This window comes from Crossiella sp. S99.2 (assembly GCF_023094165.1).
Lineage (GTDB): Bacteria > Actinomycetota > Actinomycetes > Mycobacteriales > Pseudonocardiaceae > Crossiella.
In genome coordinates, this window is the sequence record NZ_JALMDK010000003.1 from 905,381 (window position 1) to 930,776 (window position 25,396).

At 71.1% G+C, this 25,396-nt stretch carries 18 protein-coding genes; 5 read left to right on the plus strand and 13 right to left on the minus strand.

The window, feature by feature from the left end:
* Positions 1-203 precede the first annotated feature (203 nt).
* Complete coding sequence (locus MZC64_RS15400) at positions 204-1,166, plus strand: tetratricopeptide repeat protein (protein ID WP_247756421.1); 963 nt, start codon at positions 204-206, stop codon at positions 1,164-1,166.
* Positions 1,167-1,177: 11 nt separating this feature from the next.
* On the opposite strand, the gene MZC64_RS15405 is transcribed toward MZC64_RS15400, so the two are convergent.
* Positions 1,178-1,609 (minus strand): hypothetical protein, encoded by a 432-nt coding sequence (locus MZC64_RS15405; protein WP_247756419.1) that lies wholly within the window; start codon positions 1,607-1,609, stop codon positions 1,178-1,180.
* A gap of 479 nt (positions 1,610-2,088) precedes the next feature.
* Here MZC64_RS15405 and MZC64_RS15410 point away from each other — a divergent pair, with 479 nt between their 5' ends.
* Positions 2,089-2,463, plus strand: coding sequence for a hypothetical protein (locus tag MZC64_RS15410; RefSeq protein WP_247756417.1), 375 nt, complete (start codon positions 2,089-2,091; stop codon positions 2,461-2,463).
* 166 nt (positions 2,464-2,629) lie between these two features.
* On the opposite strand, the gene MZC64_RS15415 is transcribed toward MZC64_RS15410, so the two are convergent.
* The 3 genes from MZC64_RS15415 to MZC64_RS15425 all read right to left on the minus strand — a co-directional run bounded on the left by MZC64_RS15415 (position 2,630) and on the right by MZC64_RS15425 (position 7,005).
* Positions 2,630-3,178 carry an isochorismatase family protein gene (locus MZC64_RS15415; protein WP_247756415.1) on the minus strand — a complete coding sequence of 183 codons (549 nt, stop codon included), beginning with the start codon at positions 3,176-3,178 and terminating at the stop codon, positions 2,630-2,632.
* Positions 3,179-3,218: 40 nt separating this feature from the next.
* Entirely contained in the window at positions 3,219-6,080 is a 2,862-nt protein-coding gene (locus MZC64_RS15420) for a tetratricopeptide repeat protein (protein ID WP_247756413.1), read from the minus strand.
* Between the two features lie 79 nt (positions 6,081-6,159).
* Complete coding sequence (locus tag MZC64_RS15425) at positions 6,160-7,005, minus strand: zinc metalloprotease (RefSeq protein WP_247756412.1); 846 nt, start codon at positions 7,003-7,005, stop codon at positions 6,160-6,162.
* Positions 7,006-7,364: 359 nt separating this feature from the next.
* Between MZC64_RS15425 and MZC64_RS15430 the strand changes: the two genes are divergently transcribed.
* Entirely contained in the window at positions 7,365-8,237 is an 873-nt protein-coding gene (locus MZC64_RS15430; RefSeq protein ID WP_247756410.1) for a methionyl-tRNA formyltransferase, read from the plus strand.
* Here MZC64_RS15430 and MZC64_RS15435 read toward each other — a convergent pair.
* The 9 genes from MZC64_RS15435 to MZC64_RS15475 all read right to left on the minus strand — a co-directional run bounded on the left by MZC64_RS15435 (position 8,197) and on the right by MZC64_RS15475 (position 22,002).
* On the minus strand, positions 8,197-10,602 hold the full coding sequence (locus tag MZC64_RS15435) for a tetratricopeptide repeat protein (RefSeq protein WP_247756409.1): 2,406 nt from the start codon (positions 10,600-10,602) through the stop codon (positions 8,197-8,199). The genes MZC64_RS15430 and MZC64_RS15435 overlap by 41 nt on opposite strands.
* A gap of 3 nt (positions 10,603-10,605) precedes the next feature.
* Positions 10,606-11,217, minus strand: a complete 612-nt coding sequence (locus tag MZC64_RS15440; RefSeq protein ID WP_247756407.1) for a DUF6879 family protein — start codon at positions 11,215-11,217, stop codon at positions 10,606-10,608.
* The gene (locus tag MZC64_RS15445) at positions 11,210-11,410 is read right to left on the minus strand and encodes a hypothetical protein (protein ID WP_247756405.1); all 201 of its coding nucleotides are present in this window, start codon (positions 11,408-11,410) and stop codon (positions 11,210-11,212) included. Before MZC64_RS15445 ends, MZC64_RS15440 begins: the two co-directional genes overlap by 8 nt.
* A gap of 354 nt (positions 11,411-11,764) precedes the next feature.
* The gene (locus MZC64_RS15450; protein WP_247756403.1) at positions 11,765-12,820 is read right to left on the minus strand and encodes a hypothetical protein; all 1,056 of its coding nucleotides are present in this window, start codon (positions 12,818-12,820) and stop codon (positions 11,765-11,767) included.
* Complete coding sequence (locus tag MZC64_RS15455; RefSeq protein WP_247756401.1) at positions 12,817-17,232, minus strand: hypothetical protein; 4,416 nt, start codon at positions 17,230-17,232, stop codon at positions 12,817-12,819. Before MZC64_RS15455 ends, MZC64_RS15450 begins: the two co-directional genes overlap by 4 nt.
* An 8-nt stretch (positions 17,233-17,240) precedes the next feature.
* On the minus strand, positions 17,241-17,975 hold the full coding sequence (locus MZC64_RS15460; protein ID WP_247757422.1) for a hypothetical protein: 735 nt from the start codon (positions 17,973-17,975) through the stop codon (positions 17,241-17,243).
* A 44-nt stretch (positions 17,976-18,019) separates the two neighbouring features.
* Entirely contained in the window at positions 18,020-19,507 is a 1,488-nt protein-coding gene (locus MZC64_RS15465; RefSeq protein WP_247756399.1) for a hypothetical protein, read from the minus strand.
* A 239-nt stretch (positions 19,508-19,746) separates the two neighbouring features.
* Positions 19,747-21,255 (minus strand): hypothetical protein, encoded by a 1,509-nt coding sequence (locus tag MZC64_RS15470; protein WP_247756398.1) that lies wholly within the window; start codon positions 21,253-21,255, stop codon positions 19,747-19,749.
* 24 nt (positions 21,256-21,279) lie between these two features.
* Complete coding sequence (locus tag MZC64_RS15475; protein WP_247756396.1) at positions 21,280-22,002, minus strand: AfsR/SARP family transcriptional regulator; 723 nt, start codon at positions 22,000-22,002, stop codon at positions 21,280-21,282.
* Positions 22,003-22,534: 532 nt separating this feature from the next.
* Between MZC64_RS15475 and skfB the strand changes: the two genes are divergently transcribed.
* Positions 22,535-23,887, plus strand: coding sequence for a sporulation killing factor system radical SAM maturase (gene skfB, locus MZC64_RS15480; protein ID WP_247757421.1), 1,353 nt, complete (start codon positions 22,535-22,537; stop codon positions 23,885-23,887).
* Positions 23,880-25,394 carry a type II CAAX prenyl endopeptidase Rce1 family protein gene (locus MZC64_RS48670; protein WP_247756392.1) on the plus strand — a complete coding sequence of 505 codons (1,515 nt, stop codon included), beginning with the start codon at positions 23,880-23,882 and terminating at the stop codon, positions 25,392-25,394. The genes skfB and MZC64_RS48670 overlap by 8 nt, the downstream gene beginning before the upstream one ends.
* Positions 25,395-25,396 lie beyond the last annotated feature (2 nt).

The following is a 25,396-nucleotide window of genomic DNA, read 5'->3' on the forward strand; positions in this document are numbered from 1 at the left end:
TGTGGACGGTGCCGGACGGCGCTTGCTTGCCGCACAACACATCCGGCCACCAGCGGGTTCACCCTCGCGATGGTCATCGGTCGGATCATCCTGCCCAACGGCCGGGCGAGCTGGGCCCGGACGAGATCAGTTCGCAATGAGCCTGTTGCCGCAACGCGGCGCATTTGGCCGGATGCCCAGCCCGGACATGATGGGATGTGGGGGTGGATCTGGACGAGGTGCGAACCGAAGGCCGGACGCCCGCCGAGCGAAGGGGACTCGCAGAGGCATTGGGGCGAGCCGGGCATCCGGGTGCGGCCGCCTCCGCCCTGCGCGGACTGGTGACCGAGTTCATCGACCGGCTCGGTCCGGTGCACCGGGAGACGCTGGTGACCCGCGATCTGCTGGCCCGCTGGACCGGCGAGTCCGGTGATCCGCTGACCGCGGCCGCCGCCTTCGACGATCTGCTGCCGCTGCAACGCACCGCCTTCGGCCCTGACCACCCGCGCACCCTGCGCACCTGGCACAGCCTGGCCTACTGGACCGGCGAGGCGGGCGATCCCGACCGCGCGGTCGAGCTGTCCCGGGAGTTGCTGCCGATGCGCAGGCAGGTGCTCGGCCCGGCCGAGCCGGAAACCCTGCGCACCCAGCACTGCCTGGCGCACTGGACCGGCGAGGCAGGCGCCATCCTGGCCGCGGTGGCGATGCTGCGTGCCCTGCTGCCGCTGCGCACCGCCGCCCTGGGCCCGGAACACCTGGACACCCACACCACCGCGCACGAACTCGCCCTGCGCCGCGGCGAGTCCGGCGAACCCGAGGCCGCGGTCGAACGACTACGCGAGATCCGCACCCTGCGCCGCGCCACCCTGGGCCCGGACGACCCGCACACCCTGAGCACCTGGCACGCCCTGGCCCGCTGCACCGGCCTGTCCGGCCAGCCGGCCAAGGCCGTGACCATGCTCGCCGACCTGCTCGACCACCGCCGCCAGTCCCAGGGCCCCGCCCATCCCCGCACCCTGCTGACCTGGCACGAACTGGCGGTGTGGGAGCTGGCGGCCGGCCTGCTCGCCGCGGCCAGGGAACGGCTTCGTGGCCTGTTGCCGGTGCGGGAGCGGGTGCTCGGGGCGGCCCACCGGCACACCCGGGCGACCGCGCGGTTGCTCGCGGAGACCGGCGCGGGGAGCTGACCGCCGCGGCGCTAACGCGGGCGCACCGCCTGCACCGGCCGGGCCAGCAGTCCGGCCACCGCCAGCCGCACACCGTCAGCCGGATCCCCCGCGAACACCTCGAACCGGCCGGCCGCGGGCCCGACCGGCGTCACCACGATGAACAACTCGACCGGCCAGACGGGCACCGGGACGTCCTCGCGATGCAGCCGGTTCACCTCGACGTCGGCACAGCGGATGACGAAGAACTCCGCGCCCGCGGCCAGCGCGAGTTCACCGAGTCCGGCGGCGGCGCGGGCCTGGCTGCGGCCGGTGAAGACGTCCACATCGGGCCTGGGTCCGGCATCCGGGGGCAGTCGCCACACCTGGGTGCCGTTGAAGTCCGGTGGTCCGGCCGGGAAACCCAGTACCGGATGGGAGCCGATGTCGGCGGGTTCTTGGCACGGTTCGGCGATGCTGGTCATCCGCGTCTCCCTCACGGCCCGGTGCGGCCTGCTGTGACCACTCCGTTGTAGGCCGAGTTGGCGCAATCGTTGTGGCCACGGGTGGGAATGTGTCCAGATGACCCTCGGGACGCGCCCGATCCGACCCACCCGGACTCAGCCGGTGTCGTCCTCGGAATACAGCGGCCGATCCTTGGTGCGCCGCCAGTGGATCACACTGCCGACGATCAGCGCCCAGAGCGGGATGCTCCACAGCCAGCCAAGCAACGGGTTTCTCGCCTCCCACCGTCGAGCCCGGCAGGCTCCGCGCGTGGAAGGGCCGGTCAGACCCGCCGGACCAACGCAGGCTAATGGGATTACGCGGTCACCCGACAGGGCACCATCGGGTGAAACTCACGGTTGGCAATTTGCCAATAGCAGTCAGGCGTCCACCGGTTCCCGGCAGGCGACATTCCATTCCCGCTGCTACTCAGGTACTTTCCCGGCCTAATCAGGTAAGTGTGATCTCCGCCGAAGCCGCCGCGAACGTCCTGCCACCCGAGGTCACCACCACCGAAACAACCCACCTACCCGGCCCGGCGATCAACGCCGGTCCCCTGGACAACCCGACAAAACAGGCCTGTCGCGGCGTGCTCGCCACCCGCCCGTCCGGCGCCCGCAACACCACCCGGATCCGGCAGTCCCGCGGCAACGGCCCGCGCTGGAACGCCGACGGCGACACCGACCCGCCCGCGGTCTCCACACACGCCTGCACCTTGCCCGCCGGATCACTGCAATTCGCGGCGGCAGGGGCGGCGGCGGCCGGGCTCGCGGCGAACACCCCGAGGCCGATCGCGGCCACTGCCACGGCACTGCCGCCCCGGATCACCTTGTGACGCAAGGACACTGAGTCTCCTTCAGCCCGCACACGGACCGTCCACATCGGATCGGCCACCTGCCCACGATGCCAGTCCGGCCCCCTCGGGTGGGCGGCGCTGCCTGAACGGACACAGTGCCGTGCCCAGGAGAGAACACCTACCGCCACTTCTGCCGGTACCACGCTCACCCGGCCCGGAACACAACCTCCGCCGCCGCGCACAGGCTCAGCGCGCCGCCCGGGTGGATGGCGGTACTGAGCAGCCGGTTGTGCCGGTCGATGATCTGCTCGGCGGTCAATCCCGCGACCGGATCACCGCCCGCGGCCGGCGCGTGCCCGTCACTGACCAGCACCACGTCCAGCCCGTGGCTCTGCGCGGACCGCGCGGTCGCGTCCACGCAGTAGTCGGTGGCCACCCCGGTCAGCACCAGGGTGTCCACCCCCCGCGCGGTGAGAAACTCGGCGAGATCGCTGCGGTAGAAGGAATCCGTCGCGGTCTTGGGCACCACCACATCGGTCGGCTCCAGCCCCAGCCGAGCACTGATCCGGGTGCCAGGAGATCCGGGATCGAACATGGATCCGCTGGGCCCGAACTGCTGTATCGCGATCACCGGCACGCCGTGCTGCCGGGCGTCCCACGCCAGCGCGGCGATCCGGTCGGCCAGCTCCATGCCTTGCCAGACCAGGGGGATCAGGACTTCCTGCATGTCGACGATCACCAGTGCGGGCTTCATACCGCCACAGCCTATGCCGGAACGAAGAGGAGTCCCGGCCCTAGCTCTCGTCGCGCTTCCGTTGACAGTAAGCCAGGTTGTCGCGAGTGCGGATGGTGTCGGGGTGATCAGGCCCGAGGACGCGCAAGCGGTCGGCGAGCAGTTCCGCGAACGCGGTGACCGCGTCGCCCAGCTGTCCCGCTTTGGCCTGCCAGAACGCGAGGTTGTGCCTGCTGGCAAGGGTGTTGGGGTGGTCGGGGCCGAGCACCCGCAGCCGATCGGCCAGGAGCGCCTCGAAGGTGGCGAGGGCTCCAGCCGGGTCTCCCGCCTCGCCACGGCAGAAAGCGAGGTTGTGGCGAGTGAGGAGCGTCTTGGGGTGGTCAGGCCCCAGCACCCGTAGGTGATCGGTCAGCAGGTTCTCGTAGGCAGTGACGGCGCTGGTCCAGTCTCCCCGCTCCCCACACACGAGCGCCAGGTTGCCGCGAGTGAGCAGGGTGTCGGGATGATCGGGCCCGAGCACGCGCAGGTGGTCTGCGAGCACCTGCTCCCACGCGATGGCGGCACCGGCGGTGTCGCCTGTCGAGCCGCGGCAAGCCGCGAGATCGCTCCGGCAGTGCAGGGTCCCGGGGTGGTCGGGACCAAGGACACGCACCTGATCTGCCAGGAGTTCTTCGAGCATGGTGAGCGCCCCAGCCGGATCGCCCGCCTCGCCACGTTGGACGGCCAATTTGCCCCGGATGCTGAGAGTGTCGGGATGATCCGGGCCGAGAACACGTTGCTGATCCGCGAGAAGTTCCTCGAACGCGGTCAGCGTCCCGGCCAGATCCCCCGTATTGCCACGCTCGCAGGCGAGGCAGCCCCGGGTGTTGAAGGTACTGGGGTGGTCAGGGCCGAGAACCCGCAACTGATCGACAAGCAGCTCCTCGAACGCGGCGATGGCACCGGCGGCATCGCCTGCTTCACCACGCCAGTACGCGAGATTGTGGCGAGTGGCGAGCGTGCCGGGATGATCGGGTCCGAGGATGCGCAGCTGATCAGCGAGCAGCGTCCCGCAAGCCGCGGCCGCCCCTGCCGCATCTCCAGCCTGGCCCCGGCAAGCGGAGAGGTCGCCGCGGACGGTCAGGGTTTCGGGATGGTCCGGACCGAGGCGGCGGAGCCGGTCGGCGAGCAGGTCCGCGTAGGCGGTGGCGGCGCCGGCCGGATCGCCCGCCTCGCCACGCCAGAGCGCGAGGTTGTGGCGGGTGCGCAGGGTATTGGGGTGGTCAGGGCCGAAGACCCGCAACTGATCGACGAGCAGCTCCTCGAACGCGCCAACGGCACCGGCGGCATTGCCCGCCTCGCCACGCCAGAGCGCGAGATCCTGGCGAGCGGAGAGGGTGCCGAGATGATCGGGTCCGAGGATGCGCAGCCGATCTGCGACCAGGTCCGTCAACAAGGTGACCGCCCCAGCCGGATCCCCGGCATGGCCGCGGCAGTTGGCGAAGTGGCTGCGGGCGGTGAGGGTGGTCGGGTGGTCGGGGCCGAGGTGCCGGTTGGTGAAGTCGCGGAGGTGGCGACTCTGTTCACCGGCCGCCGACACCAACCCGGCGGCGCTGAGGCTGACCGCGATCGTGAACAACAGCAGGTGCGCGTCCGGCCAGAAGAGATCCGCGCCCGCACTGTCCTGCAGTGCCAACGCGTTGGCCCGCAGTGCTTGGCCCAGCGCGGTGTCCTTCTCAATCTCCGGCCAGATCTCGGTCAACCCATCGGCGGCATGCCGGGCCACGGTGGCACGTAGCGGCGGTTCGAGCTGATCCCAGGTGGCCCGCTGCACGAGTGCGTGTACCCGGACCGCGCGCTGGGTCTCTCCCGGTTGGTAGGTCACCAGATTGAGCCGGTGCAGGCAGGTCAATGCATCCCGGGCGTCGTCCTGGTCCACCTCGTGGCCGAGGACCGTGCTCAGGTGCGCGCGCACGGCGTCGCTGGTGAACAGTGCGGCCGGGATGCCGTTGGGGTCCAGGCCCGCGGTCAGCTGGAGGACCGGTTCGGCCAGGCCGGCCGGGGCGAGCTGGTTGGCCAGTTCGACTGACAACGCCCAGGTGGTCGCCACGGTTTCCCGGTGGCCGTCGGGCAGGCCCGCGTGCTCCGGCACCACCGCGGCCAGTCGCCGTCGGGCGAACCGGCGCCGGTACTCCGAGCACGGGAGTTGCCGGTCCAGCAGGTAGGCGGCGGCCTGGGCCAGTGCGAGCGGCAGGAAACCCAGATCCTGGGCGAGGCCCTCGACGTCGTCGGCCAGTTCCAGGCGTTCGCGCAGGTAGGCGTGGGCTTCGGCGGGGGTGAACAGGCCGACCTCGACCACCTGCCGCCCCGCTCCGTGCAGGGCGGCGTCCCGGCGGCGGGTGGTCACGACTGTCTGTCCGGACTGGGTTTGTGGGGGCCACAGGTCGGTCAGGTCGGCGGCGGAACGCACGTCGTCGAGGACCACCAGCCAGCGGGATCCGTTGCCGGCCAACCATTCCAGCAATCGTCGGGCTCCGTCGCCCGGGTCCTGGTCGGCGACGCCGGTCAGGTCGGCGGCCAGCCGGGCGTAGTCGGAGACCACTGCCTCCCGCGAGGTCGCGGTGACCCACACCAGCAGCTCCACCGCACCCGTGGCCCACTGGTGTTCGGCGTGGTGGGCGGCCAGCTGGGTTTTGCCGACGCCGCCCATGCCGGACAGCACACTGGTCGCTGAGTCGGACGCCAGTTGGCGTGCCACCCGCCGTTCCTGGAAGCCGCGGGCCTGCGGCGGCACCAGACCGGCGCGGTGCGGCAGCTGCACCGGCGGACGGGTCTCGTACCAGACGGTGACCCCGCCGTGGATGTCCCTGGCCTGGATGATCGGGCCCGCGCTGTCGCCACTGACGGTGTTGACCACCCCGGCCTTGCGCCTGTCAGCCTGCACGCGATCATCGTCGCCGCCACCGGGGACGATCGCAGCCGAATGCGCGACCGCCACCCGATGGGTGCAAGGTCGATACGGCTCAGCCCAGTTCGCGGTAGGTGACCGCCATCATCTTCATCCGCTTGATCTGGCCCGAGGAGAACACGGTCAGGCAGGCGTCATCGCTGTAGTCCATGAAGTTGTGGATCGGGTCGGCGCCGGGCAGCGGGCAGGAGTCTCTGCCTTCCGGGCAGCCGTCGGAAGCCGATGCCTGGTAAGGCGTGTCGGCCACCTCGTCCCCGGGGGTTTCGCATTCGCCCTGGAAGGTGTGCAGCAGCCCCAGCCAGTGGCCCACCTCGTGGGTGGCGGTGCGGCCCAGGTTGTACGGCTCCAGGGTGCCGCCGGGCACCGTGTCGAACTGGATCACCACGCCGTCGATCCGCGGGTGCCGGTAGGCGTCCCAGGGGAAGGTCGCGTAGCCGAGGTTCTCCCGGGAACCGCCGGAGGTGTTGAACCACAGGTTCAGATCGGCGGCGGCGCCCTTGCGCAGGGCCCGACGCATGGCGAGGTCCTCGGGGCTGTCCGATTTCGCCACGTGCCAGGCCGGGTTGACCGTCCGGTCGGTGCCGGCCAAGGCGAACTTGAAGGGGGTGCTGCGGAAGTCGGTGTTCAGCACCTTGATCTGGTCGGTGATCTGCTTGTCCGGGATGTTGCCGCCCGCGAGGGTCTGGTCCTTGCTGACCACGTGCACGTAGACGTTGATCGTCGCGGCGGCGAGCTGGACATCGGCGTCTTTGCCGAAGCGCCGTTCCAGGTCGGCCTGCACGGCGCGCACCTTGTCCGCGGGGACATCGGCGTGATCACGTCCCACGGACCGTCCGGAACCGGGCAGGCAGTCCTGGGCGGCGGGTTGGGCCGTGGTGGTGGCGCCGGGCAGCAGCAACATCGCGACGACGAGGGTTGATCCGGCAAGTGAGGCGGCGAGCTTGCTTACTCCTTTGGGACCAAAACAAACCGCCACTCAGAGTAGTGACCCGGGCGCGCCCGATGGAGATATCGATCGAGTGGCCTCGTCCGCGCTTGCCTAGGCACCTGGCCCGGATCCCTGTCTGTCCACTGTGGACTGTTCAGCTACCGGTGCGGATCAGTGGCCGAGGTTCTCGGGTCCATCACGGGCCGGGTCGGCGCCGGCGGGATACGCCGGGTCACAGTTCTCGATACGCTGCTAACACTCCGGCCCCCGGACCCGACGAAGATCACCTGACCAATAAGGTGATCATCCCCGTGTCCGGCAGGAGTTTCCGCATGACCAACGTGGACGCAGGTCTGCGCATCGTTCTCGTGTCCTTTACCGCCGATCGGCTCGCCGCCCTGCATGAGACCTGTGTCCGCGGTGGACACACCCCGGTCGCCTACGCCTACTCCCGTTCCCTCAAACCAGGGAAACCCACCGATCCGGGTAGCGCGCGAGTGGTCGCGGAAATCACCGACGCGCTGCCACCTGGCATGGATCTGCTACTTCCCGGCAGCACCGCCGGACTGGCGAGGACCCTCACCGGATACCGGCCCGATTTGCTGGTTGTTTACGGCTTCTCCTGGAGAATTCCCGCCTCAGTGCGAAAGATACCCCGACTGGGCGCAATTAACATCCATCCGTCGCTACTCCCGCGCTATCGCGGACCGGCGCCGGTGCTGCACGCCATCCGGAACGGCGACCCTGAAATCGGCGTGACCGCCCATTGGATGGACGAGGACTTCGACACCGGCCCGGTGCTCGCCCAGCAGGGCGGCATCCCACTGGCCGAGGAGGTGACCGCGCCCGAACTGTGGCAGCTGACCCGGCCGGTGGTCAGCAGTGTGCTCGCCACCGCGCTGGAACAGGTGCTCGCGGGCTTCCCCGGCGAACCGCAGGACGAGACGAGCGCCTCCTACGCCGGGATGCTCGAACCGGCCCTCCACGAGGTCGACTGGTCGGGCACCGCCGCCACGGTGCACAACCAGGTGCGCATGTTCCGGTTCATCGGACCGGGCCGCGGGCCACTGGCCGAAGTCGATGGCCGGCGGATCCGGGTGCTGCGGACCAGCCTGGCACCCGCCGAGGGCATCCGGGTGCGGTGTGCGGACGCGCCGATCTGGATCACCGAGTCGGCCCCGGCCCCGGAGCCAGCCGCGCCGTGATCCGCGCCCGCAGCGCCTCCGCCCGTGGGTCGCCGAAGTCCGCCAGGGCCGCCAGCGCCTCTGTCCACAATGGACCGGACTCCCCCGGCGGCTCGGTCTCGGCGTGCGCGCGGGCCAGGTTGTCCAGTGCCCTGGCGAGCTGCCAGCGGTCACCGAGCCTGCGCTGGGTGACCACAGCGACCTGGTGGAACTGCACCGCCTCGGCCGGACGGCCCAGCTCGCGGAAGGCCTCGCCGGTGGCGTCCAGGGCCTCCGCCTCCCGGCCGTGGTCGCCGAGTTGCCGCTGGATGGTCACCGCGTGCCGGCACGAGGTCAGGGCCAGCTCGGCATCGCCCTCGGCCCGCTGGACGCGGGCCAGCTCCAGTAGCCAGTGCGCCTCCCACATCTGGTTCTCCGCCTGCCGTGCGATGTCCAGGGCCGCCTCGATGGCGGCCCTGGCCTCGCCGAGCCGCCCGGTCTCCCGGCGCACCTTGGCCAGCAGGTGCAGCGCGTCGCCGCGACCGACCTGGTCGCCGAGATCCGCGAAGTCCACCAAGGCCCTGGTCAGGTACTCGTTCGCCGCCTCCGGCGCACCGGACTCATGGCAGGCATGGGCGAGGTTGGCGCGCAGCACCGCGGTCCACCGGCGCTCGCCCAGCCCCTCGAAGGCGGCCAGTCCACGCTCGAACCGCGCCCTGGCCTCGGCCAGCCGCCGCTGGCGCAGGGCCAGCAGCCCCAGCGAATTGACCGACCGGGCGGCGCCGGACTCGTCACCGCCTGCCCGCCGCAGCTCCAGCGCGCTCCGGTGGCACTGCGCGCTCTCGGCCAGCCGCCCGCTCTGCAGGTAGGCCACGCCGAGGCTGGTCAGTGACTCGGCCTCGCCCGCCCGGTCGCCCAGCTGCCGGGCCGCGGCCAGGCCGGTCCGGGCGGTGTCGATCCAGTCGTCGAACATGTTGCGGTGCTGGTAGAACTCGCGCAGCAGCGCGGCCAGCCGCCAGGCCGGTTCGGCAAGGCCGTGCTCGGCGACCAGCCTGGTCATCGCGACCAGGGCGGTGCGCTCCTCGGCGAACCAGCGGAGCGCATCGCGTTCGGCCGGAAACCGCGGCGGTGGCACCGCCAGCGCCTCCTCCGGCAGCGGCGCCCTGGCGGCGAAGGGTGTCAGCACGGCCACCGCGGCGTCGGTGGCCCGCAGGTACCACCGGCACAGGCGGGCGAGCGCGGCCAGCCGGTCGGCCTCGCTTTCCAGCCGTTGCGCCTGGTCAGTGGCGTAGGCGCGGAGCAGGTCGTGGAAGCGGTAGCGGTCATCCGCGCCGTGCTCCAGCAGGTGCGCGCCGGCCAGCACGTCCAGCAGGCGGCGGGCCTGCCCGAGGCTCGCCCCGGCCAGCGCGGCCGCCGCGGCGTCGCTGAACTCGCCGCCGGGGCACAGTCCCAGCAGCCGGAACAGCCGGGCCGCCTCCTCGCCGAGCGCACGGTAGGACCAGGCGAAGACGGTGCGCACGGCGTCGGCCTCTTCGTCGTTGTCCGCAGTCAGGGCGTCCCAGAGCCCGGACTCGTCACGCAGGTCCTCGATCAACTCGGTCAGCCGCCGGTGCGGCCTGCTGGCCGCGCGTTCGGCCGCGATGCGCAGCGCCAGCGGCAGCCGGGCGCACAACCGGGCCAGTTCGGTGAGTTCGGCGGTCTCGTCCTGGCCGCGATAGCCCGCGGTGACCTTGCGCAGCAGGGCGACCGCGTCGGCCTCACGCAGCACGTCCACCGGCACCCGCCAGGCCCCGTCCCTGGCGACCAGTCCGGAGAGCCTGCTCCGGCTGGTGACCACCGCCAGGCTGGCCGGGGTGCCCGGCAGCAGTGGCCGGACCTGGGCCGGGGTGGCCGCGTTGTCCAGCAACACCAGCACACGCTGGTCGGCCAGCAGCGAGCGGTACAGCGCCGCGCGGTCCTCCACCCCGGCCGGAATGCCGGTGGCCGGGACACCCAGCGCGCGCAGGAACCGGTCCAGCGCCTGGCCCGCGGTCACCGGTGGCCCCGGGTCGTAGCCGCACAGGTTCACATACAGCTGGCCGTCCGGGAATCGGTCGCGCACCCGGTGCGCCCAGTGCAGGGCCAGCGAGGTCTTGCCGACCCCCGCGGTGCCGGTGAGCACCAGCAACCCGGCCGCCGCCGGTTCCTCCGGGTCACCGGTGAGGATCTGGGTGAGCCGGTCGACCTCCTGCTGCCGGTTGACGAAGCCGCGTGCCTCACCGGGCAGCTGCCTCGGTGTGGGGCCGGCGGGGCGGGGCACGCCGTGGAAATGCACGCCGCCGTGCACCTCACCGGCCTGCACCACCTCCGCGGCCGATCCGGAGATCTCGGCCCGGTGCGCCCGGTCTTCCGGCTCCTCACGACCCACCCTTCACCCGCCACACGGCGCGCCGAGCCTGGCCACCTCGCGGTCGAAGAACGCCGACAACTCCTCGCCGCAGTCGTAGAGGTCCTGGATCAGTCGCTGCACGCGCCGGATGAGGTCCCGGTCGGTGAACCGCCTGCCCCCGGCCGGCTCGCCGTGCTCGTTGTAGACCACCTCGTACATCGCCCTGGACCCCACCGTGAACACCTCCGGCAGTGGCCCGGTGTGCTCGAAGCGCTCGATCCGCTCCGGCCCGACCACGCGGATCGCGGCCCCGCTGACCGCCCGCAGCCGCAGCACGTGCAGCTCCCAGTGCAGGTAGGGCGTCAGCGGCAGCTCCACCACCCGCACCCGCCAGTACCGGTCACCGCGGGCGGCCGCGCGCCGGTAGTAGGCCAGAAAATCCGGCTGCCGCTCCGCGATCAGCCGTAGCGCCTCCGCCCAGTCGCCCCGATCGAAGGCGGCCCAGCTGTCATCCCCCGGCTCGGCGAAGCTCTGCTGCCGCTCCAGCTTCCAGAAACCCGGCGGCCCGATCCGCGCCAGGTCCGCCGCGGTGGCGCGGTCGAACTCCGCGAGGGTCAGCTCCTCACGAGGCGCGCGGGCAAGCAGTTCACGCATCGGGAATGTCCGCCTTTGCCGCGAGCATGGTGATCCGGGGAATGACGACGAGTCGCTCATCCTCGGCAATGGACACCCCGGCCGGCAGCCGGGAACGGTGTGCGTCGGTGAGATCGCGCCCGATCACCGCGACGTCACCATTGTCCAGTTCCCAGATGTCCGGACAAGTTGTCTCCCCGGCGGTCGTGCCCAATTCGTGTGGGGACCGGCCCCATCTCCTGGCCAATACCGCCGTCGGGTCAGCTTCCCACCTGCGCTGTCTCATGTCGCCCCTCCTGGAAAAACTCGCGACAGTCTCGCAATTATCCCACAGAATGACTGCACGCAACGGGCGAACTCTAATGGACCAAAAGCAGTAACCATCGGCAGCAGACGGTTATTCCAGCCTGAGGAGTATTGTCAATAGGGCGACAAGTTCACCCCGCTCACACCGCGGGCGGAGTCGCTGGGCCACTGGCGCCCGGACTGGCATCGACCACGCCGATCATGCGCTCCAGCTGTTCCGTGCCCTGGGCTCCGACCGGTCACAGCCGGCTCGGGCTACCGCTCAACCGTCCTGCCACTCGGCGTTGGCGCGCAGGTACGCCAGGCCCACGGCCTCCTGCGCGAGGCGGTGGCCCGAAGCCAGCAGTGAGCCGGCCGCTGCCCAGTGCGGCTCGGGCAGCCAGGCCGCGATGGTCTCGGCCAGGTCCGCGGGCACGGGGCGTTGACCGGGCTGGGGGCGGCCGCGGGCAAACAACGCGCGATACAGGCCGACCGCCGGACGGACCGGGGGCAGGCCCGCGGATTCGGCGATCCGGGAGGCCGAGGCCGGGATGCGCAGCCCCACGGCGTCCACGTCACCGAAGTAGCGGATCTCCCGCGGTGGCGGCGTGCGCCGGGCCAGGGAGAGCACCGAGGACTCGAACCCGGCGCCCGCGCCCCAGCCCACCTGCCCGACCCGACCGGCGCGACCGGCGCGACCGGCGCGACCGGCGCGACCGGTCAGTGTGTCCACAATGGACCCGAAGGTGTCGCTGTTCTCCACCACCAGCAGCACCTCGCCGTCGCCGACCTGCTCCCGGTGCAGCGGCAGGACGGTGCGCCGGGTCCGGAGTAGCTCCAGGGTCAGGCGGCCCGGTCCGAACAGGGCGCCGCCGAGCAGGGTGTCCAGGGTCTTCTCGTCGCCGAAGATCTCCCAGGATCGTTCCCTGGACGGCACGATCAGCTTGTCGGTGCTGCGAAACAGCCAGCTGTTGGCCTGGTCGAGGATGGTCAGCTGCGCCTGGCTCAGCGGCAGTCCGGCGGCCCAGGCGAGGTCGGGGTGCCACACCGGCCGGGGCGTCCCGACCGGCTGTTCCGCTGGGCGGGGCAGGGTGACGAACCTGGGCAGGGCGGGCTGGGCCGACCGGTCATAGGACCGGGTCGCGGGCAGGATGAGCAGCGCCGCGTCGGCGAGTTCGGCGAGCGTGGTGGCCAGCAGCCGTCGCCTGCCGGGAGCGGATCGGTTCGCTGGGTCGGCGGTGTCCAGCAGCCGCCACAGTTCGGCGGCGGTGATCCGGCGGCGGGGCCAGTTCCGCATCGCCTCGGCCATCCGGGCGGCACGCGGGGACAGCCCGGTCATGATGGCGCCGGATCGTCGGCCGGGCGGTGGAACAGGCGGGTGGCGGTGAGCCGGGCGGTGCCGTCCGGGGCGTCGAGCTGGTCGAGTGCGGCGGCGATCCGGCTTTCCACGGTGAGGTACTTGCGGCCCGCACGCAGGTCGGCGTCGTTGCGCAGGCGGATGATCAGCGGGAACTCACTCAGCGCGCCGGTGTCGAACAGGCCGGTGGTGTAGACGAGCTGCACACCGAGCGCGGCGGCGACGGCGAACTGGAGTTCCAGCAGGTAACCGGCGTTGGCGCGGCCGAGTGGGTTGTCCAGGAACAGCACGCCGGAATGCCGTTGCCTGCCGTGGCCGCGGTCGTTGGCGCGCAGGGCGGCCATGGTGCAGTACAGGATGATCGCGGCGGTGAGTTGCTGACCGCCGGAGAAGACGTCCTTGATCTCGGCCACGCGCAGCCGTTCGGTGCGCAGCACGGCATCCGGTTTGAGCATCTCCACCCGCACCCCCTTGGGCATCGCCACCCGGACCCCGCGCAGCAGCAGGCTGACACCGTCGCGTTGGGCCGGTCCGGCATCGCCGGCGAAGGTGTCCACGACCTCGCCGAGCCGGTCGAGCAGCACGGGCTCCTCGGCCTCCTCGAACCGGATCCGCAGGAACTCCTGCCCCGACCAGCCGCCGAGCCCGTCCGGCAGCCTGGACAGGCGCTGGGCAAGCCGGAGGGTGCGCAGTGCGCCGTCGACCATGCCCTTGAGCCGGATCACGATCCCCGCCCGGTGCTGGGTGATCTGCTCGATCTCGTCCACCAGGGTGCGCAACCGGGGCCGCAGCGCCTGCGCCCACTCCTCGGCGTGTTCCGGCAGCCGGTCCCGGGGCACCGCCACCAGCTGTTGCCGCACCGGGCTCCGGACGCCCTCGAAGCGGGCTTCCACGGCATAGCCCGCCAACCGGTCGGCCGTCCGGCGCACCGCCTGCACGGCCTGCTGGTGGATGTCCTTGGCCTCCTTGAGGTCCGAGCGCACCCGGTCCCGGCGCGTCCGCGCGTCCTCGACCGAGCCGGGGAAGGGGTCACCGTCCTCCTCCGCGTCGTCCAGGTGCTCGCCGAGAGAGTCCGCCACGGCATGGAAGCCCTCAGCCAGTGCCTTGGTCCGGTCGACGTCACCGTCGAGTTCTTGTCGCCGGGCCCGGATCTCCTCGTGGGCTGCACGCGCGAGGTCCCAGTCGGCATTGGCGCGGGCAAGGAGTTCCCGGCCGTGCTCGGCGTCCCTGGGCTGGCCGTAGGGTTCGAGGGATCGTTCCTGGCGCTGAAACTTCTCGTAGTCCGATTTCAGCGCGCCGAGGCGTTCCTGGATCTCGTCCCGCCGCAGGCTCACCGTGGCCACCTGGCGTTCCGCACGGGCGGTCGCTTCGGCTCTGGCCGCGGCGTCCATACCGTCCGATGTGGACAGTAGCTGTCCCGCCTCAGTCGCGATGTCGGTGGGCAGTTCCCGCACGGCCCTGCGTGCGCCGGCTTCCCCGTCCTGGGCCGACTTGAGCGCGGCCCGCAGGTCCGCACCGACCTCGACCTGTTCGTAGGCCAGCGCGGCGTCCCGATAGGCGGCCCGCAGCTGGGGAACCGGTTCGGCCGGAACCGGCTCCTGCTCGGTCACCGAACCGCCACCGGGCACCTTGCCCAGCTCCTCCATGGCGGCGTTCGCGGTGCGCCGATGTCCGCCGGCCTGCAACGATGCCTCGGTCGCCGCACCGCGCAGGCGCGTCGCGGCCGCCTTCGCGGCGTCGGCCTGCAGTTGGGCTTGTTTGGCAGCCTCGGTGGCCGCTTCGGCCTGTGCGGTCAGTTCGGGGATGCGGGCGCAGTGCGTGGCGAGCACGCGCAGCTTGGCCGCGATGTCGTGCCGCCGTTGCTGCTCGGTGCGCAGCTGGGGCAGTCCGTCCCGCGTGTCAGTCTCGGCTTTGTCTGCTGCCGCCGCGTCCCGCTGAGCCCGCTCCTGCTCCTCCTCGGCCACCGCCAGTTCAGTGTCCTTGGCCTCGCGGTGTTCGGCCAGCTCCCGCAAGGTTCCCGGTGGGTACTCGCGTTGCCAGCGCGCCACCCGTTCCAGCAGTTCCCGGTCCTGCTTGAGCAGGCTGCCCAGGGCAATCAGGCGGGCCTGGTGAATCCGGCGTCGATCGGTGATCGCCGCGCGTTCGGCCGCGGCAGCGTCCTCGTCGTACATGGCCGGGTTGGGCGGAACCAGGAAGGCCAGCCCGGCTGGTCCGGCAGCGTGCTGGTCTCGCAGGGCCGCGGTGGCGCCGACGGCGATGATCGAGCGGGGCAGCAGCCGTGCCTGTTCCAGTTCGGCGCGGGCGCGGGCGAGATCGGCCGGGTCGTTGAGCACGATGCCGTCGACCAGGTGCGGGAACTTGTCCATGGTCGCGCCGCGGCCCTCGGCAGGCAGCTGGGCGAGGAAGCGCCAACCCGAGTACCCGGCTATCCCGGCGTTCTCCAGCACCTGCAGCGCGGCCTCGACCTCCGCCGGTTCCGGCAGCAACCCACCGGTGCCGAGCCGTTCCAGGGTTCGCCGGTCGTCGGTGTCCACGCGCCGAAGTTCGTCCATTGTGGACTGAGCTTCGTCGATGGCGGCGCCGAGCAGCTCGGTCAGCGCGGGCGCGTCGGTGTCCAGTTCGACGGTCTCCGCGCCCAGCAGTTCGGCGAGCCTGCTTTCGCCGCTCAGCGCGGTCTGGACCTGCTGGGCCTGATCATGGGCCGCGGCCGCGGCCTCGGCAACCCGGCTCGCCTGGTACACCTTCCCATCGACCAGCCGCACCACCTTGGCCGCGGCTTGTCGTTTGTTGCCAAGGGTCTTCAGTTCCTGCTGCGCGTCGAGGACTGCTTGCTCGGCGGCGGCGGCCTGTTCCTCGGCGGTCTGGGCGGCGGCGGGCACCTCGGCCCCGGCTGCGAGCAGTCCGTCCTGGACGGCGGTGGTTTCCAGCCGCCGGATGGCCGTGAGGTCCTCGCCGGCGCGTTTCGCCACACCCTGCTGCCGGCCCACCGTGCTCTGTGCCTGTCCCAGGATCTCCTGCTGATCCTCGGCTTCGCTCGTCCTGCCGCGTGCGGTCGCCTCGGCGGCTTCCGCATCGGCCTTGGCCTGTGTCACCGCGGCGAGCAGTCCACGGGCCAACCGGCGGGCAGCCCGGTTCATCGCGTCCAGCGCCGGCTTGGCGTGTTCCTCTTGGATTTCCACCAGTTCGGTGAGCTGCGCGGCCTTGTCCTCGGCGGTGCGGAACTGGAGCACGATCTCGGTGGCCTGCCAGGCACGCAGCCGCGACCTGGCCCCGGCCAGCTCCTCGTCGATCTTCTTCAACTCCGCTTCGGCGTCCCGGAGCAGATGCCAGGCGAGCAGCCTGCGCAGTTCGAGCACCACCGCGTTGAGCCGTCGTTGTTCGTTGTCGGCGACCTGTTCCCGCTCGGCGGCCTCCTTCGCGGTCTCCTTCAACAGGTTGAGGCGTTGCCGTTCCTGATCGTGCCTGCGGCTGACGGCACCCGCGAATCGCTGGGCCTGCTGGCCTGTCTGGAAGGCCATCACCTCAGCCGCTCGGGCATCGCCCTCCTGTGCGGCCAGCGGCCCGAGCAGGTCAAGCGCGCCGGCGACGAAGTCCCGTTCGGCGATGATCTCGTTGCGGCGAGCCAGGGTTTCCGCGTAGCCGTCCACGACCTCAGCCAGCCCCTTGGGGTCTTCCTCGGGGGTGACCGCGGTGAGCAGGCGGTCCACGAACGCCTCGTCGGTCTTGAAGGTGAAGGCGTCGGCGGCCTCGCCCTCACCGGCGTTCATCGTGCGCTGGTAGCGGAACAGCTCCGGGTCGAGTTCGAGGTCGGTCAGGTGCTCGGTCCAGTCGCGGTGCACGGTGGTCCAGGTCAGTTGCAGCTCGGGTTCGGCGCGCTGGGCCTCATGCAACTGGTCGCGGAAGCCGGCGAGGGTCATCGGCCGTCCGTCCCTGGTGACCGGCAACTCGTCCAGGGTGCAGGAACCGGTGGGGCGGAAGGAATACCAGCAGTCCACGAGCTTGCCAGGGTCGGCGGACTGGACGTGGCCGCGCCATTCCGAGACCTTGCCGGTGACCAGCCACTGCCCGCTGACGGTGTGCTGCCATTCCAGCGCGATGTGCGCGACGTCCTTGCCGGAGACGAACTTCTCCAGCACCCGGGTGCTGGTGGTGCCCACGACCTGCCGCCGCCCCGGCAGCATCACCGAGAAGATCAGCTTGATCAGCACGGACTTGCCGCCACCGTTCTCCAGGAACAGCACGGTCGCCGGGGCCGGGCGGCGGGCCGCGTACTCGCCGATGCGGCCCTGTCCCGGTACCAGCGCGCCAACCTCGCGCAGGTCCAGCACCACGTCCTGGTACCGGGCCCCGGCAGGGCCGACCGAGAACAGCCGCACCCTGGCCAGTTCGTACATGATCTCCCCTACTCCGGTCGCTCGCCGACCCGCAGGCTGCCCCCGGGATCGGTCACCGGGACCACCCCCAGCTCCAGCAGTTCGGTGAAAGCCCGCTGCCCGGCCAGTTCCCGGACCTGGACCTGGTATCGAGGCGTGGTGCGGAAGACCCCGCCCTGCTCGTTGCTGACCCCCACCATCAATCCCTGCTCGGCCAGGAACTTCAGTGCCTTGGCGATCATGCCGTGGGTGGCGGCGAAGGAGCGGCGGCCGTCCCTGGTGGGCGGTGCTGAGGGGCGCCGAAGGTAGGCGCGCCAGGCCCGTTCCAGTTCGGGCGCGTCCTCGGGCGGATCGTGGTTCTCCTCGGCGGTCTTGGCCCGTTCGTCGAGCATCCGGCAGGCGTCCCGGACCGCGCTGTCGACCTGGTCGACCGAGACGCGGCCGACGTAACTGTCGTTGCCCAGGTCGTCCGGGCGGGGGAAGGCGAGCGCGGCCACGGCGAGATGGATCAGGCCGTGCAGCACCTTCTCCTCCCGGCGGTTCTGCACCGAGGTGCGGCGGGCGTACTCGTCCATCCGGATCTCGAAGACCGACCCCTCGGTCGGGGCCAGCACGATCCCGGATCGGGTGCCTGCCGCCAGCACGAGCAGGCCGAGTCCGGCGGCCACGGCGTGCACGAGTTCGGTGAACTCGTCGTCCTCGGTGTAGCGGCGCACCAGATCGGCGTAGACGACGTCCCTGGCAACGAGTTGTCGTGGCTGCATGCCCAGTGCGATCAGCTGGGCGGCGGCCTCGGCGTCCCTGGCGTTCACCCGGCCTCCCTGTCGCCCGCCGACTCCGGCCGGGCGTCGAGTTCGGGCAGCTCCGCGACGCCGACGAGCAGGTCAGCGCCGCCGAACTCCTTGTCCCGCAACGCGGTGCCGTCGTCCACGGCCACCAGCACCCGCGGGTCGCCCTGCCGCAGCGCGACGCCCAACTCGGGGCTGTAGGCGTGCAACACCCGCAGGGCAACAAGTTCGGGCAGCACCGGGTCCAGGTCCCTGGCCCTGGTGAGCAGCCCGGACAACCGGCAGGCCACACCGTCGAGTTCGAGCAGTTCGGAAGCCTGGTCCCACTGGTGCTCGGTGTACCGGTCGGCCTCCGGGCCGGGCGCCAGTTCGGGTTCGGCCAGCTCGTCGAGCAGTGGCTCCCGGTCGGCGACCGGCGTCAGCAGCAGGTCGACCAGACCGACCAGACCGAGCACGGTCACCCGCCGCGGACCGGCCGCGGCGCGGAAGAAGACGTCCACCGGCCGGGCCGTCCAGGCCAGTGGGCTTTCCAGCGCGGGCATCAGGAGCTGACCGAACAGGTCGAGGCAGGTTCGTTGCGGCACACCGGAGAACTGCTGGCGGTCCTGCTCCCCGCGGAAGGTCTCCCCCGCGGTCTGCAGCCGGGCCTGCAGCTGGGTGTGCCGCCGGATGCAGTCGGCCACGATCCGCACCAGATCGGCGGCCTTGCGCTTGTGCTCGGCGTCCTCGGACTCATCCCTGGCCGCGGTGATGTTGCGCAGGATCGCGCTTTCGGCCCGGTAGCGCTCGCCGATGTGGACCAGCGCCTCCTCGATCATGTCCGGCACCTCGTGCGTCCAGTCCACCGACCGCACGTCCCGGCGGGTGGCGTCGAGCTTGCGGCGCAGGTTCTCCGCGTACTGCACGGTCCGGTACCGCGCGGCCTCGGCGGCCAGCCGCGCGTCGGCCAGGCGCCCGCGCTCGATCAGGTTGGCCAGCTTGACCTCGGCGGCGATCTGCGCGGACTCCACATCGGTGTCCAGCGCGCCGACCAGCACGTTGATCGCCTCGTTGCTGGCGCGCAGGTGCAGGTTGCCCTCGGCGTCGCGCAGTTCCTCCAGCAGCTTGAAGTCGAAGGTGCGCCGCCGATAGGTCCCACCCCGGTCGACGGCGCCGTAGACGGAGCGGAACCCGCGGTCGACGGTGCCGACGTTGATCAGGTTCTCCAGCACCCACTCGGCCACCCGTTCGTGCTCGGCCCGGTCACGTTCCGGCGCCTGCGCGGCAATCCGCGGGCGAAGCTTGGCCAGCACCTGCCCCGGATCGGCGCCGCGGTCGAAGTCCATCGCGATGGCCACCAGGTCGATGGCGTGCAGGGCTACCTCGGCCATCTGGTAGATCTCGGCGTCCGCCCAGTCCAGGCGGGTCTTGCGAGCGTCCATGGCGTGCAGCGGGCCGGTGCAGGCCAGCGCCTTCAGCCGCCGGACGAGGCCCTCGTCCGGCACTGCGGCCGGCGGCTGCTCGTGCACCCCATCCACGGTATGTGCCGGACACCGACCCCATGGGCGACTCGGCTCGGTTCACTGAGTCGGCCCAGCTACGTCACCTGGTTGTGGGTGTGCCCGTCCTGGTCGGTCACGAGGACCTCGGGGTTCGTCGCCGGGCCTGGTCGGGGTCGGCGAGTTGGCGCTCCAGATCGCACACTCGTTGACCAGCGGCATCAGCCTTGTTCAGCGCGCGAGATCCGGTCCGGGGTCACCCCGCGATGTCAGGCACCGGCGAGCCGATCAAGCCAGGCCCCGAACGTCACGCCCTTGGCAGGCAACCGGCTCAACTCCCCGGCCAGAGTCCGCCACCGAGCCTCCTGGTCGCGGCAGGCGTCCGCGATCATGCCGGCCGCCAGCGCGGCCTGCTCGGCGCTGGCCAGGACCCGATGAGCGGGCAGCGCCCGCAGGATCTCCGGTGTGCTGAACCGCGACTGGAGCACACCGGCACAGGTCAGATCCCGCTGGCCCGCACTGGCGCGCAGCCGACGGAGATGCTTGCCGAGTTCCGCGGCCGGATCGGCGAGTTCGGCCAGCTGCTCATCGGGTGGCACGGGGACCAGTTCGGGTTGACGGGCACGGGCCTCCTGCCGCAGGCGATCAAGCCGGGCCTGACAGGCTTCGGTCAGCTCGCCGTCATCGGTTTGCGCGAGTGCGAGCAGGCCAGGTTCGTCCAACATTGAAACCAGTGTGCGCAGTTCGCTTCGGGGCGTGGCCGGGTTGGCGACCAGCGCCCCGACCGCCCCGGCTCGCTGACGTGACCACTCCTGGGCCGCCTCCCGGTCACGGGGCGCATGCTCGGACTGCCGGGCATCGCGGATAGCGGCCACGGCCTCGGTCAGCAGCGCGGCTTCGCCGGTCAGTTCCGCCAGGGCGACCAGCTCGGGCCAGGACGGACCTATGTACCGGCCGTTCGGCGTCCAGCCGTCAGCGATGGCGGTGGCGACCACCCGGGCCAGCTCACCGGCGGCGATCTCCCGCAGCCGCGGCCAGCGCCGGACCATCTCGGCGGCCTGGTGCAAGCGGATGCCTGCGGTGAACTCGTCGTGTCCCAGCTGCTCGTAAGTCACCTCGGGCAGACAGGCAAGGAGAACGTCGTCGGTGAGTTCCGCAGGCCGGTCCAGCAGGATGCGGCGGATCAGCATGGCCTGCTTGCTCGCGCTGGCCAGCCGTTCCCATAGCTCCGGCACCGGTTCGAGCAGCCGCCACGCCACACCGGCGCGTTTGTCCCGTTCCAGCTGGAGTCGCTGCAACGCTTCGCGCCGTTCCCAGTCGGACAGGCCGGCGAGGGTGACCGGCTCGGTCTCCGTCAACACCACCTCGACCAGGGCGATCCTGATCTCCTCGGGCAGGTCGCCGACCACGTTGGCCCAGCGCGTCGCCACGAAGCTGACCTGGTCGGCGTGCACCTGGGTGGCCAGCGGAACGACCAGTTCCGGCAGCTCGTGGGTGGCGCAGTAGACGATCAGGTCGGCCGATGCCCCGTGTGCCGCGGTAGCCGCCTGCACCAGCGCGGCCTCGGGTGGCCACAGCTCCAGCAATCGTCCGGCCAGGTAGTCAGGCGCGTGACGGACGGCCGCGAGACGGTGGTGTGGCCGCAGATCCGGCCGACCGGCCAACTCGGTCAGCAGCTGCGGCTCCACGGCCGCCACCGTGGCGATGGCGCCGCTCAGCTGGGCGTCGGTCAGTCCTGGATCGCGGCACAGGGCGGCGAGCACAGCGACGGTCACCATCCAGGCATACCAGCTGGGGCGTACTCAGGGCGGTTCCGTGCCACGCAGCACCGCTTCCTGGACCGCGCGCAGTTGCTCACAGGGCTCCAGCCCGAGCTTGTCGACCAGGGTGTGGCGGACCCGCTGGTAGGTGGCCAGCGCCTCGGCCCGGCGTCCGCAGCGCCAGTGCGCGACCATCAGCTGCCGGTGCAGCGACTCGCGCAGCGGGTGCCGCTGGCACAGCCCCTCCAGTTCGTCCGCGACCGCGGTGTGCCGCCCCAGGCTCAGATCCGCGTCGATCCGGCGCTCGATGACGGAGAGGCGGTGGGCGTCCAGGGACTCCGCGTACCCGCCGAGCAGGCCGATGTTGGTGAGGTCGGCCAGAGCCGGTCCGCGCCACAGCCCGAGTGCCGCGTCCAGCAGCGCCGAGGCCCGCTCCGGTCGGCCCTCGGCCAGTGCGCGGTCGCCCTCGGTGGCCAGCCGCCGGTAGCGGTGCAGGTCGATCCGATCCGGTGGGACCCGCAGCAGGTAGCCGTTCGGGCAGGTCTCGATGGTCTCGGTGCCGTTGCGCGGCAACACCTTGCGCAGCGCGCCGATGTAGACCTGCAGGCCGGCCACCGCCCGAGCCGGTGACCGCTGCCCCCACAGGTCCTCCACCAGCCGGTTCATCGGGACGAACTCGTTGGCCTGCAGGATCAGCAGCGCCAGCACGGCGCGTTGTTTGGGTGCGCTCGGTGTGCGGAGCCGACCGGCCCCCAGAACCTCCACCGAGCCGAGTACGCGGAACTCGATTTGTTGATGATTCGACTGTTCGGACATGACTTCCCCCAGAAAGGCAAGCACCCCGTTCTGCCTGCCGCACGTCGGCGCTACCGACATTAGCCGGTCTTTGTCCCACCTTTGGTTGGTTTCCGTAGATTCAGTCCGTCTGAAGACCAGCCGGCCATTCGATCTTCACGACGACAGAGTCCGGTCAATTGACCTATAACCACGCTCCACATAGTCGGCGGGCGACCAGCCCGTCGATTGACGGAACAACGAAACACGAGGGAGGTGAATGACGTGAGTCGGAGCAGCACGTTGACCAAGGCAGCGACTCAGCCGTCGAGCATGCCAATGGTGAAGGCGATTGGCTGCATCTTCTGCTGGCGTCAGCACTACCGGCCGTTCGTGCGCGCCTGCGGCAAGCCGAACCCGGTGCTGATCGCCGCCTGATCGCCAAACCCGTCAACCGTCCGTCTGCTGGGTGGCCTGCCACCCAGCAGACGGCACACGAGTAAGGAAACGGGGCGTGGTAGCCATGACAGCCACCGTGGCCGGGGCCCGGTCACCCGAGCCGGATCGGGAGCATCGCGAACGGAGCACCGAGCCGCCGGACAACTGGGGAATTCATCTGCAACCGAACGGCGGCATCTTCGTCGATCGCACCAGTCTGTACTACGTGCGAATGAGCGGGCTGGCGCTGGAACTCGCGCTCCAATTGGTGCGCACCGGCACGGTGGCCGATCTGGCGCGGTTGCGCAGCCGACTGGACCGGGAACCACTGGCGGACACCCGGCGCTATCTGGAGGCCCTGCTGGGCAGCCATCCGATCACCCAAAGCTGGCAGGACGGCGCATTGGCCGGCGGAATCCGGGTGACCGGGTCCACCGAGGCATACCTGCCGCTGAATGCGTCGCTACAGTTGACCAACGGCTGCAACCTGCGCTGCTCATTCTGCTACGCCAGCTCAGGCGATCCCTTTGCCGTGGAGTGTTCGGCCGAGGACTGGACCGCGGTGCTGGAACGGCTGGCCACCGCGGGCACGGCGGCGGTCACCCTGACCGGCGGCGAGCCGACCATCGTGCCGGAGTTCCCGCGGATCCTGGCCACCGCGAGCGCCCTGATCGACAACGTGGACATCTTCACCAACGGCCTGGCCTGGTCCGATGCCGCGGTGGACTTCGCCGCCGCACTGGGCAACGTGCGGATCCAGGTCAGCGTGGACGGCCGCGCCGAGCACCACGACCTGTTGCGCGGCAAGGCCGGTTCGTACCGGCGCGCGCTGGAGACGATCCGGCGGCTGAGCCAGGCCGGGGTCACCGTGTTCGTCGCCATGACGGTCACCCCGGCCAACCACACCGATGTCGGCGCGGTGATCGAGCAGGTCGCCGAGGCAGGCGCGCGGCTGTTCCGCGCCGGGAGCACCGTCCCGGTCGGCCGCGGGGACGCCGCCGAGTTCGGGCTCAGCGAGCCGCAGGTGGCGGCGGTGACCGAGCAGTTCGTCCAGGCGGGCAAGCTGGGCCTGGACATCGAGGTGACCGGCTGGGACCGCTGTGCCGACCCGGACCAGGAGTTCGCCGCCACCGGCCTGGACGTGGAGTTCCTGACCCCTGGCTACCTGAGCTGGCACATCCGGGCCGACGGCCTGGTCACCCCGTGTCAGGTGGAGGAGAAGTCCTTCGGCGACATCCGGACGGAATCGCTGACCCAGATCGGCGATCCGCGGCGGCTGGCCGCGATCCGGGACGAGGCGGTGGGCTGCGCCTGCGTGCGCAACATCCGGCTGGAGGAGACCGCTGATCTGCCGTTCGGCCTGCGCCCCGGCCCCCTGGCCACGGCCACGGTCGCCACGGACTCGCCGTGCGGCGGATCGGGGTGCTGCCGTGGTTGAGGCGATCGTGTTCGGGCTCAGCGCCCCGCTGCTGCTGTGGCTGTTCCTGCGGTACCGGCGGACCGCCTACCCGGCGGTGGCGCCCAGGGGCCTGCCGGGCAGGCAGGATGCCTTGCGGCAGGCCAGGAACGCGGTCCGGCGGCTGTGCGGCGTGGACGTCGAGGGCTGGCGCGCGTTCGCCACGCTGTGGTTCGACGGGGAGACCGTGGACAAGCTGCACCAGGCCGGTGCAGTGGACCGCCAGCAGGACTTCCTGCAGGACTGGGGCCTGCGCGGTTCGTGGCGGATCCGTTTCCTCAGCAACGACACCGGCACCCCGGGCAGCATCCTGGTCGGGCTCTCCGCCGACGGCGCGGTGCTGCTGTTCGACGTCGACGGCCCGGTCCGGCAGCACATCATCGACCACGCCGGGGACAGCACGCTGAGCGCGCCGGAACTGCGTACCCGGCTCGACGGCGCGGACGGCGCGCTGTGGCGCACGACCAGGTCCAGCGGACGCGGCGAGTTCGAGCGCGCCGACGGCGATATCGAGAGCCTGCACCGGTTCCGGGCCGCCAGCGCGGATGTGCGGATCGACCTGAGCGCGGAGACCGTGGGCGGCGCGATCCTGCGGGTGGACTCGGTGATCGAGGTGGTCGAGCAGGACGTGCGCGAGGTCGAGCGGGCCGAGCAGCGGGAGGCGCTGGCCAGTGTGGGCGGTCTGCTCGGCGCGGTGCTCGCCCTGGTCACCGGGGTCGCCATCCTGGCCTTCGCGGGCGGCCGGGCCGACCCGTACCTGGTGCTCGCACTGGCCGGGCCGGTGCTGCTGGCGGTGCTGGCCAACGAGCGGGCCGCACTGGAGAACTCCGCGGTCAACGCCTACGACGGGCGGCTGTCCTGGTCGGCCTTCCGCACGGTCAACGTGCTGATGTCCGCGGTCACCGGGATCGTCTCCACCGCGGTGGTGGTGATCGCGGCACTGGCCGGCCTGGTGGTCGCGGACCGGATCGGCCTGCCGTTGCTGGATCAACCACTCCGGCAACTGTTGTGGGGCAGCTGGATCGGCCTGATCTGGCTGGGCCTGGGGGCCATGGGCTACGCGCTGCTGCGCAACGCGGGCATCGCCCGGATCTCCGCGGCGCCGGACCAGGGTTCACTGCGGCACGCCGGGGTCGGCGTCGGCGGCGTCCTGGGGGTCACGGTGCAGAGCGCGATCAGCGAGGAGGTGGTGTTCCGGCTGCTGGGCGTGGCCGTGCTGGTGTGGCTGACCGGCAGCCCGCTGGTGGCCGCGGTGGTCACCGCGGTGCTGTGGGCGACCATGCACAGCGGCTCGGCGTTCACCCCGCGCTGGATCCGGATGGGTGAACTTGTCCTGGTCGGCACGGTGCTGGGTGTAGTGGTGGTGGAGCTGGGGTTGCTCGCCGCACTGGCCGCCCACGCGGTGTTCAACGCGGTCTCGCTGGTCACGCCGTTGCTGGTCCGGGACCGTCCGGGACTGCAGGCCCGCCACGGTGTGGCGGTGACCTGACC

What these genes read in the sequence shown, in the direction of transcription:
- MZC64_RS15455 (WP_247756401.1), bottom strand. Translation starts at nt 17,232, where the DNA reads ATGTACGAACTGGCCAGGGTGCGGCTGTTCTCGGTCGGCCCTGCCGGG.
- MZC64_RS15450 (WP_247756403.1), bottom strand. Translation starts at nt 12,820, where the DNA reads ATGACCGGGCTGTCCCCGCGTGCCGCCCGGATGGCCGAGGCGATGCGG.
- skfB (WP_247757421.1), top strand. Translation starts at nt 22,535, where the DNA reads ATGACAGCCACCGTGGCCGGGGCCCGGTCACCCGAGCCGGATCGGGAG.
- MZC64_RS15430 (WP_247756410.1), top strand. Translation starts at nt 7,365, where the DNA reads ATGACCAACGTGGACGCAGGTCTGCGCATCGTTCTCGTGTCCTTTACC.
- MZC64_RS15460 (WP_247757422.1), bottom strand. Translation starts at nt 17,975, where the DNA reads ATGCAGCCACGACAACTCGTTGCCAGGGACGTCGTCTACGCCGATCTG.
- MZC64_RS15415 (WP_247756415.1), bottom strand. Translation starts at nt 3,178, where the DNA reads ATGAAGCCCGCACTGGTGATCGTCGACATGCAGGAAGTCCTGATCCCC.
- MZC64_RS15405 (WP_247756419.1), bottom strand. Translation starts at nt 1,609, where the DNA reads ATGACCAGCATCGCCGAACCGTGCCAAGAACCCGCCGACATCGGCTCC.
- MZC64_RS15470 (WP_247756398.1), bottom strand. Translation starts at nt 21,255, where the DNA reads ATGGTGACCGTCGCTGTGCTCGCCGCCCTGTGCCGCGATCCAGGACTG.
- MZC64_RS15440 (WP_247756407.1), bottom strand. Translation starts at nt 11,217, where the DNA reads ATGCGTGAACTGCTTGCCCGCGCGCCTCGTGAGGAGCTGACCCTCGCG.
- MZC64_RS15425 (WP_247756412.1), bottom strand. Translation starts at nt 7,005, where the DNA reads ATGTTGCTGCTGCCCGGCGCCACCACCACGGCCCAACCCGCCGCCCAG.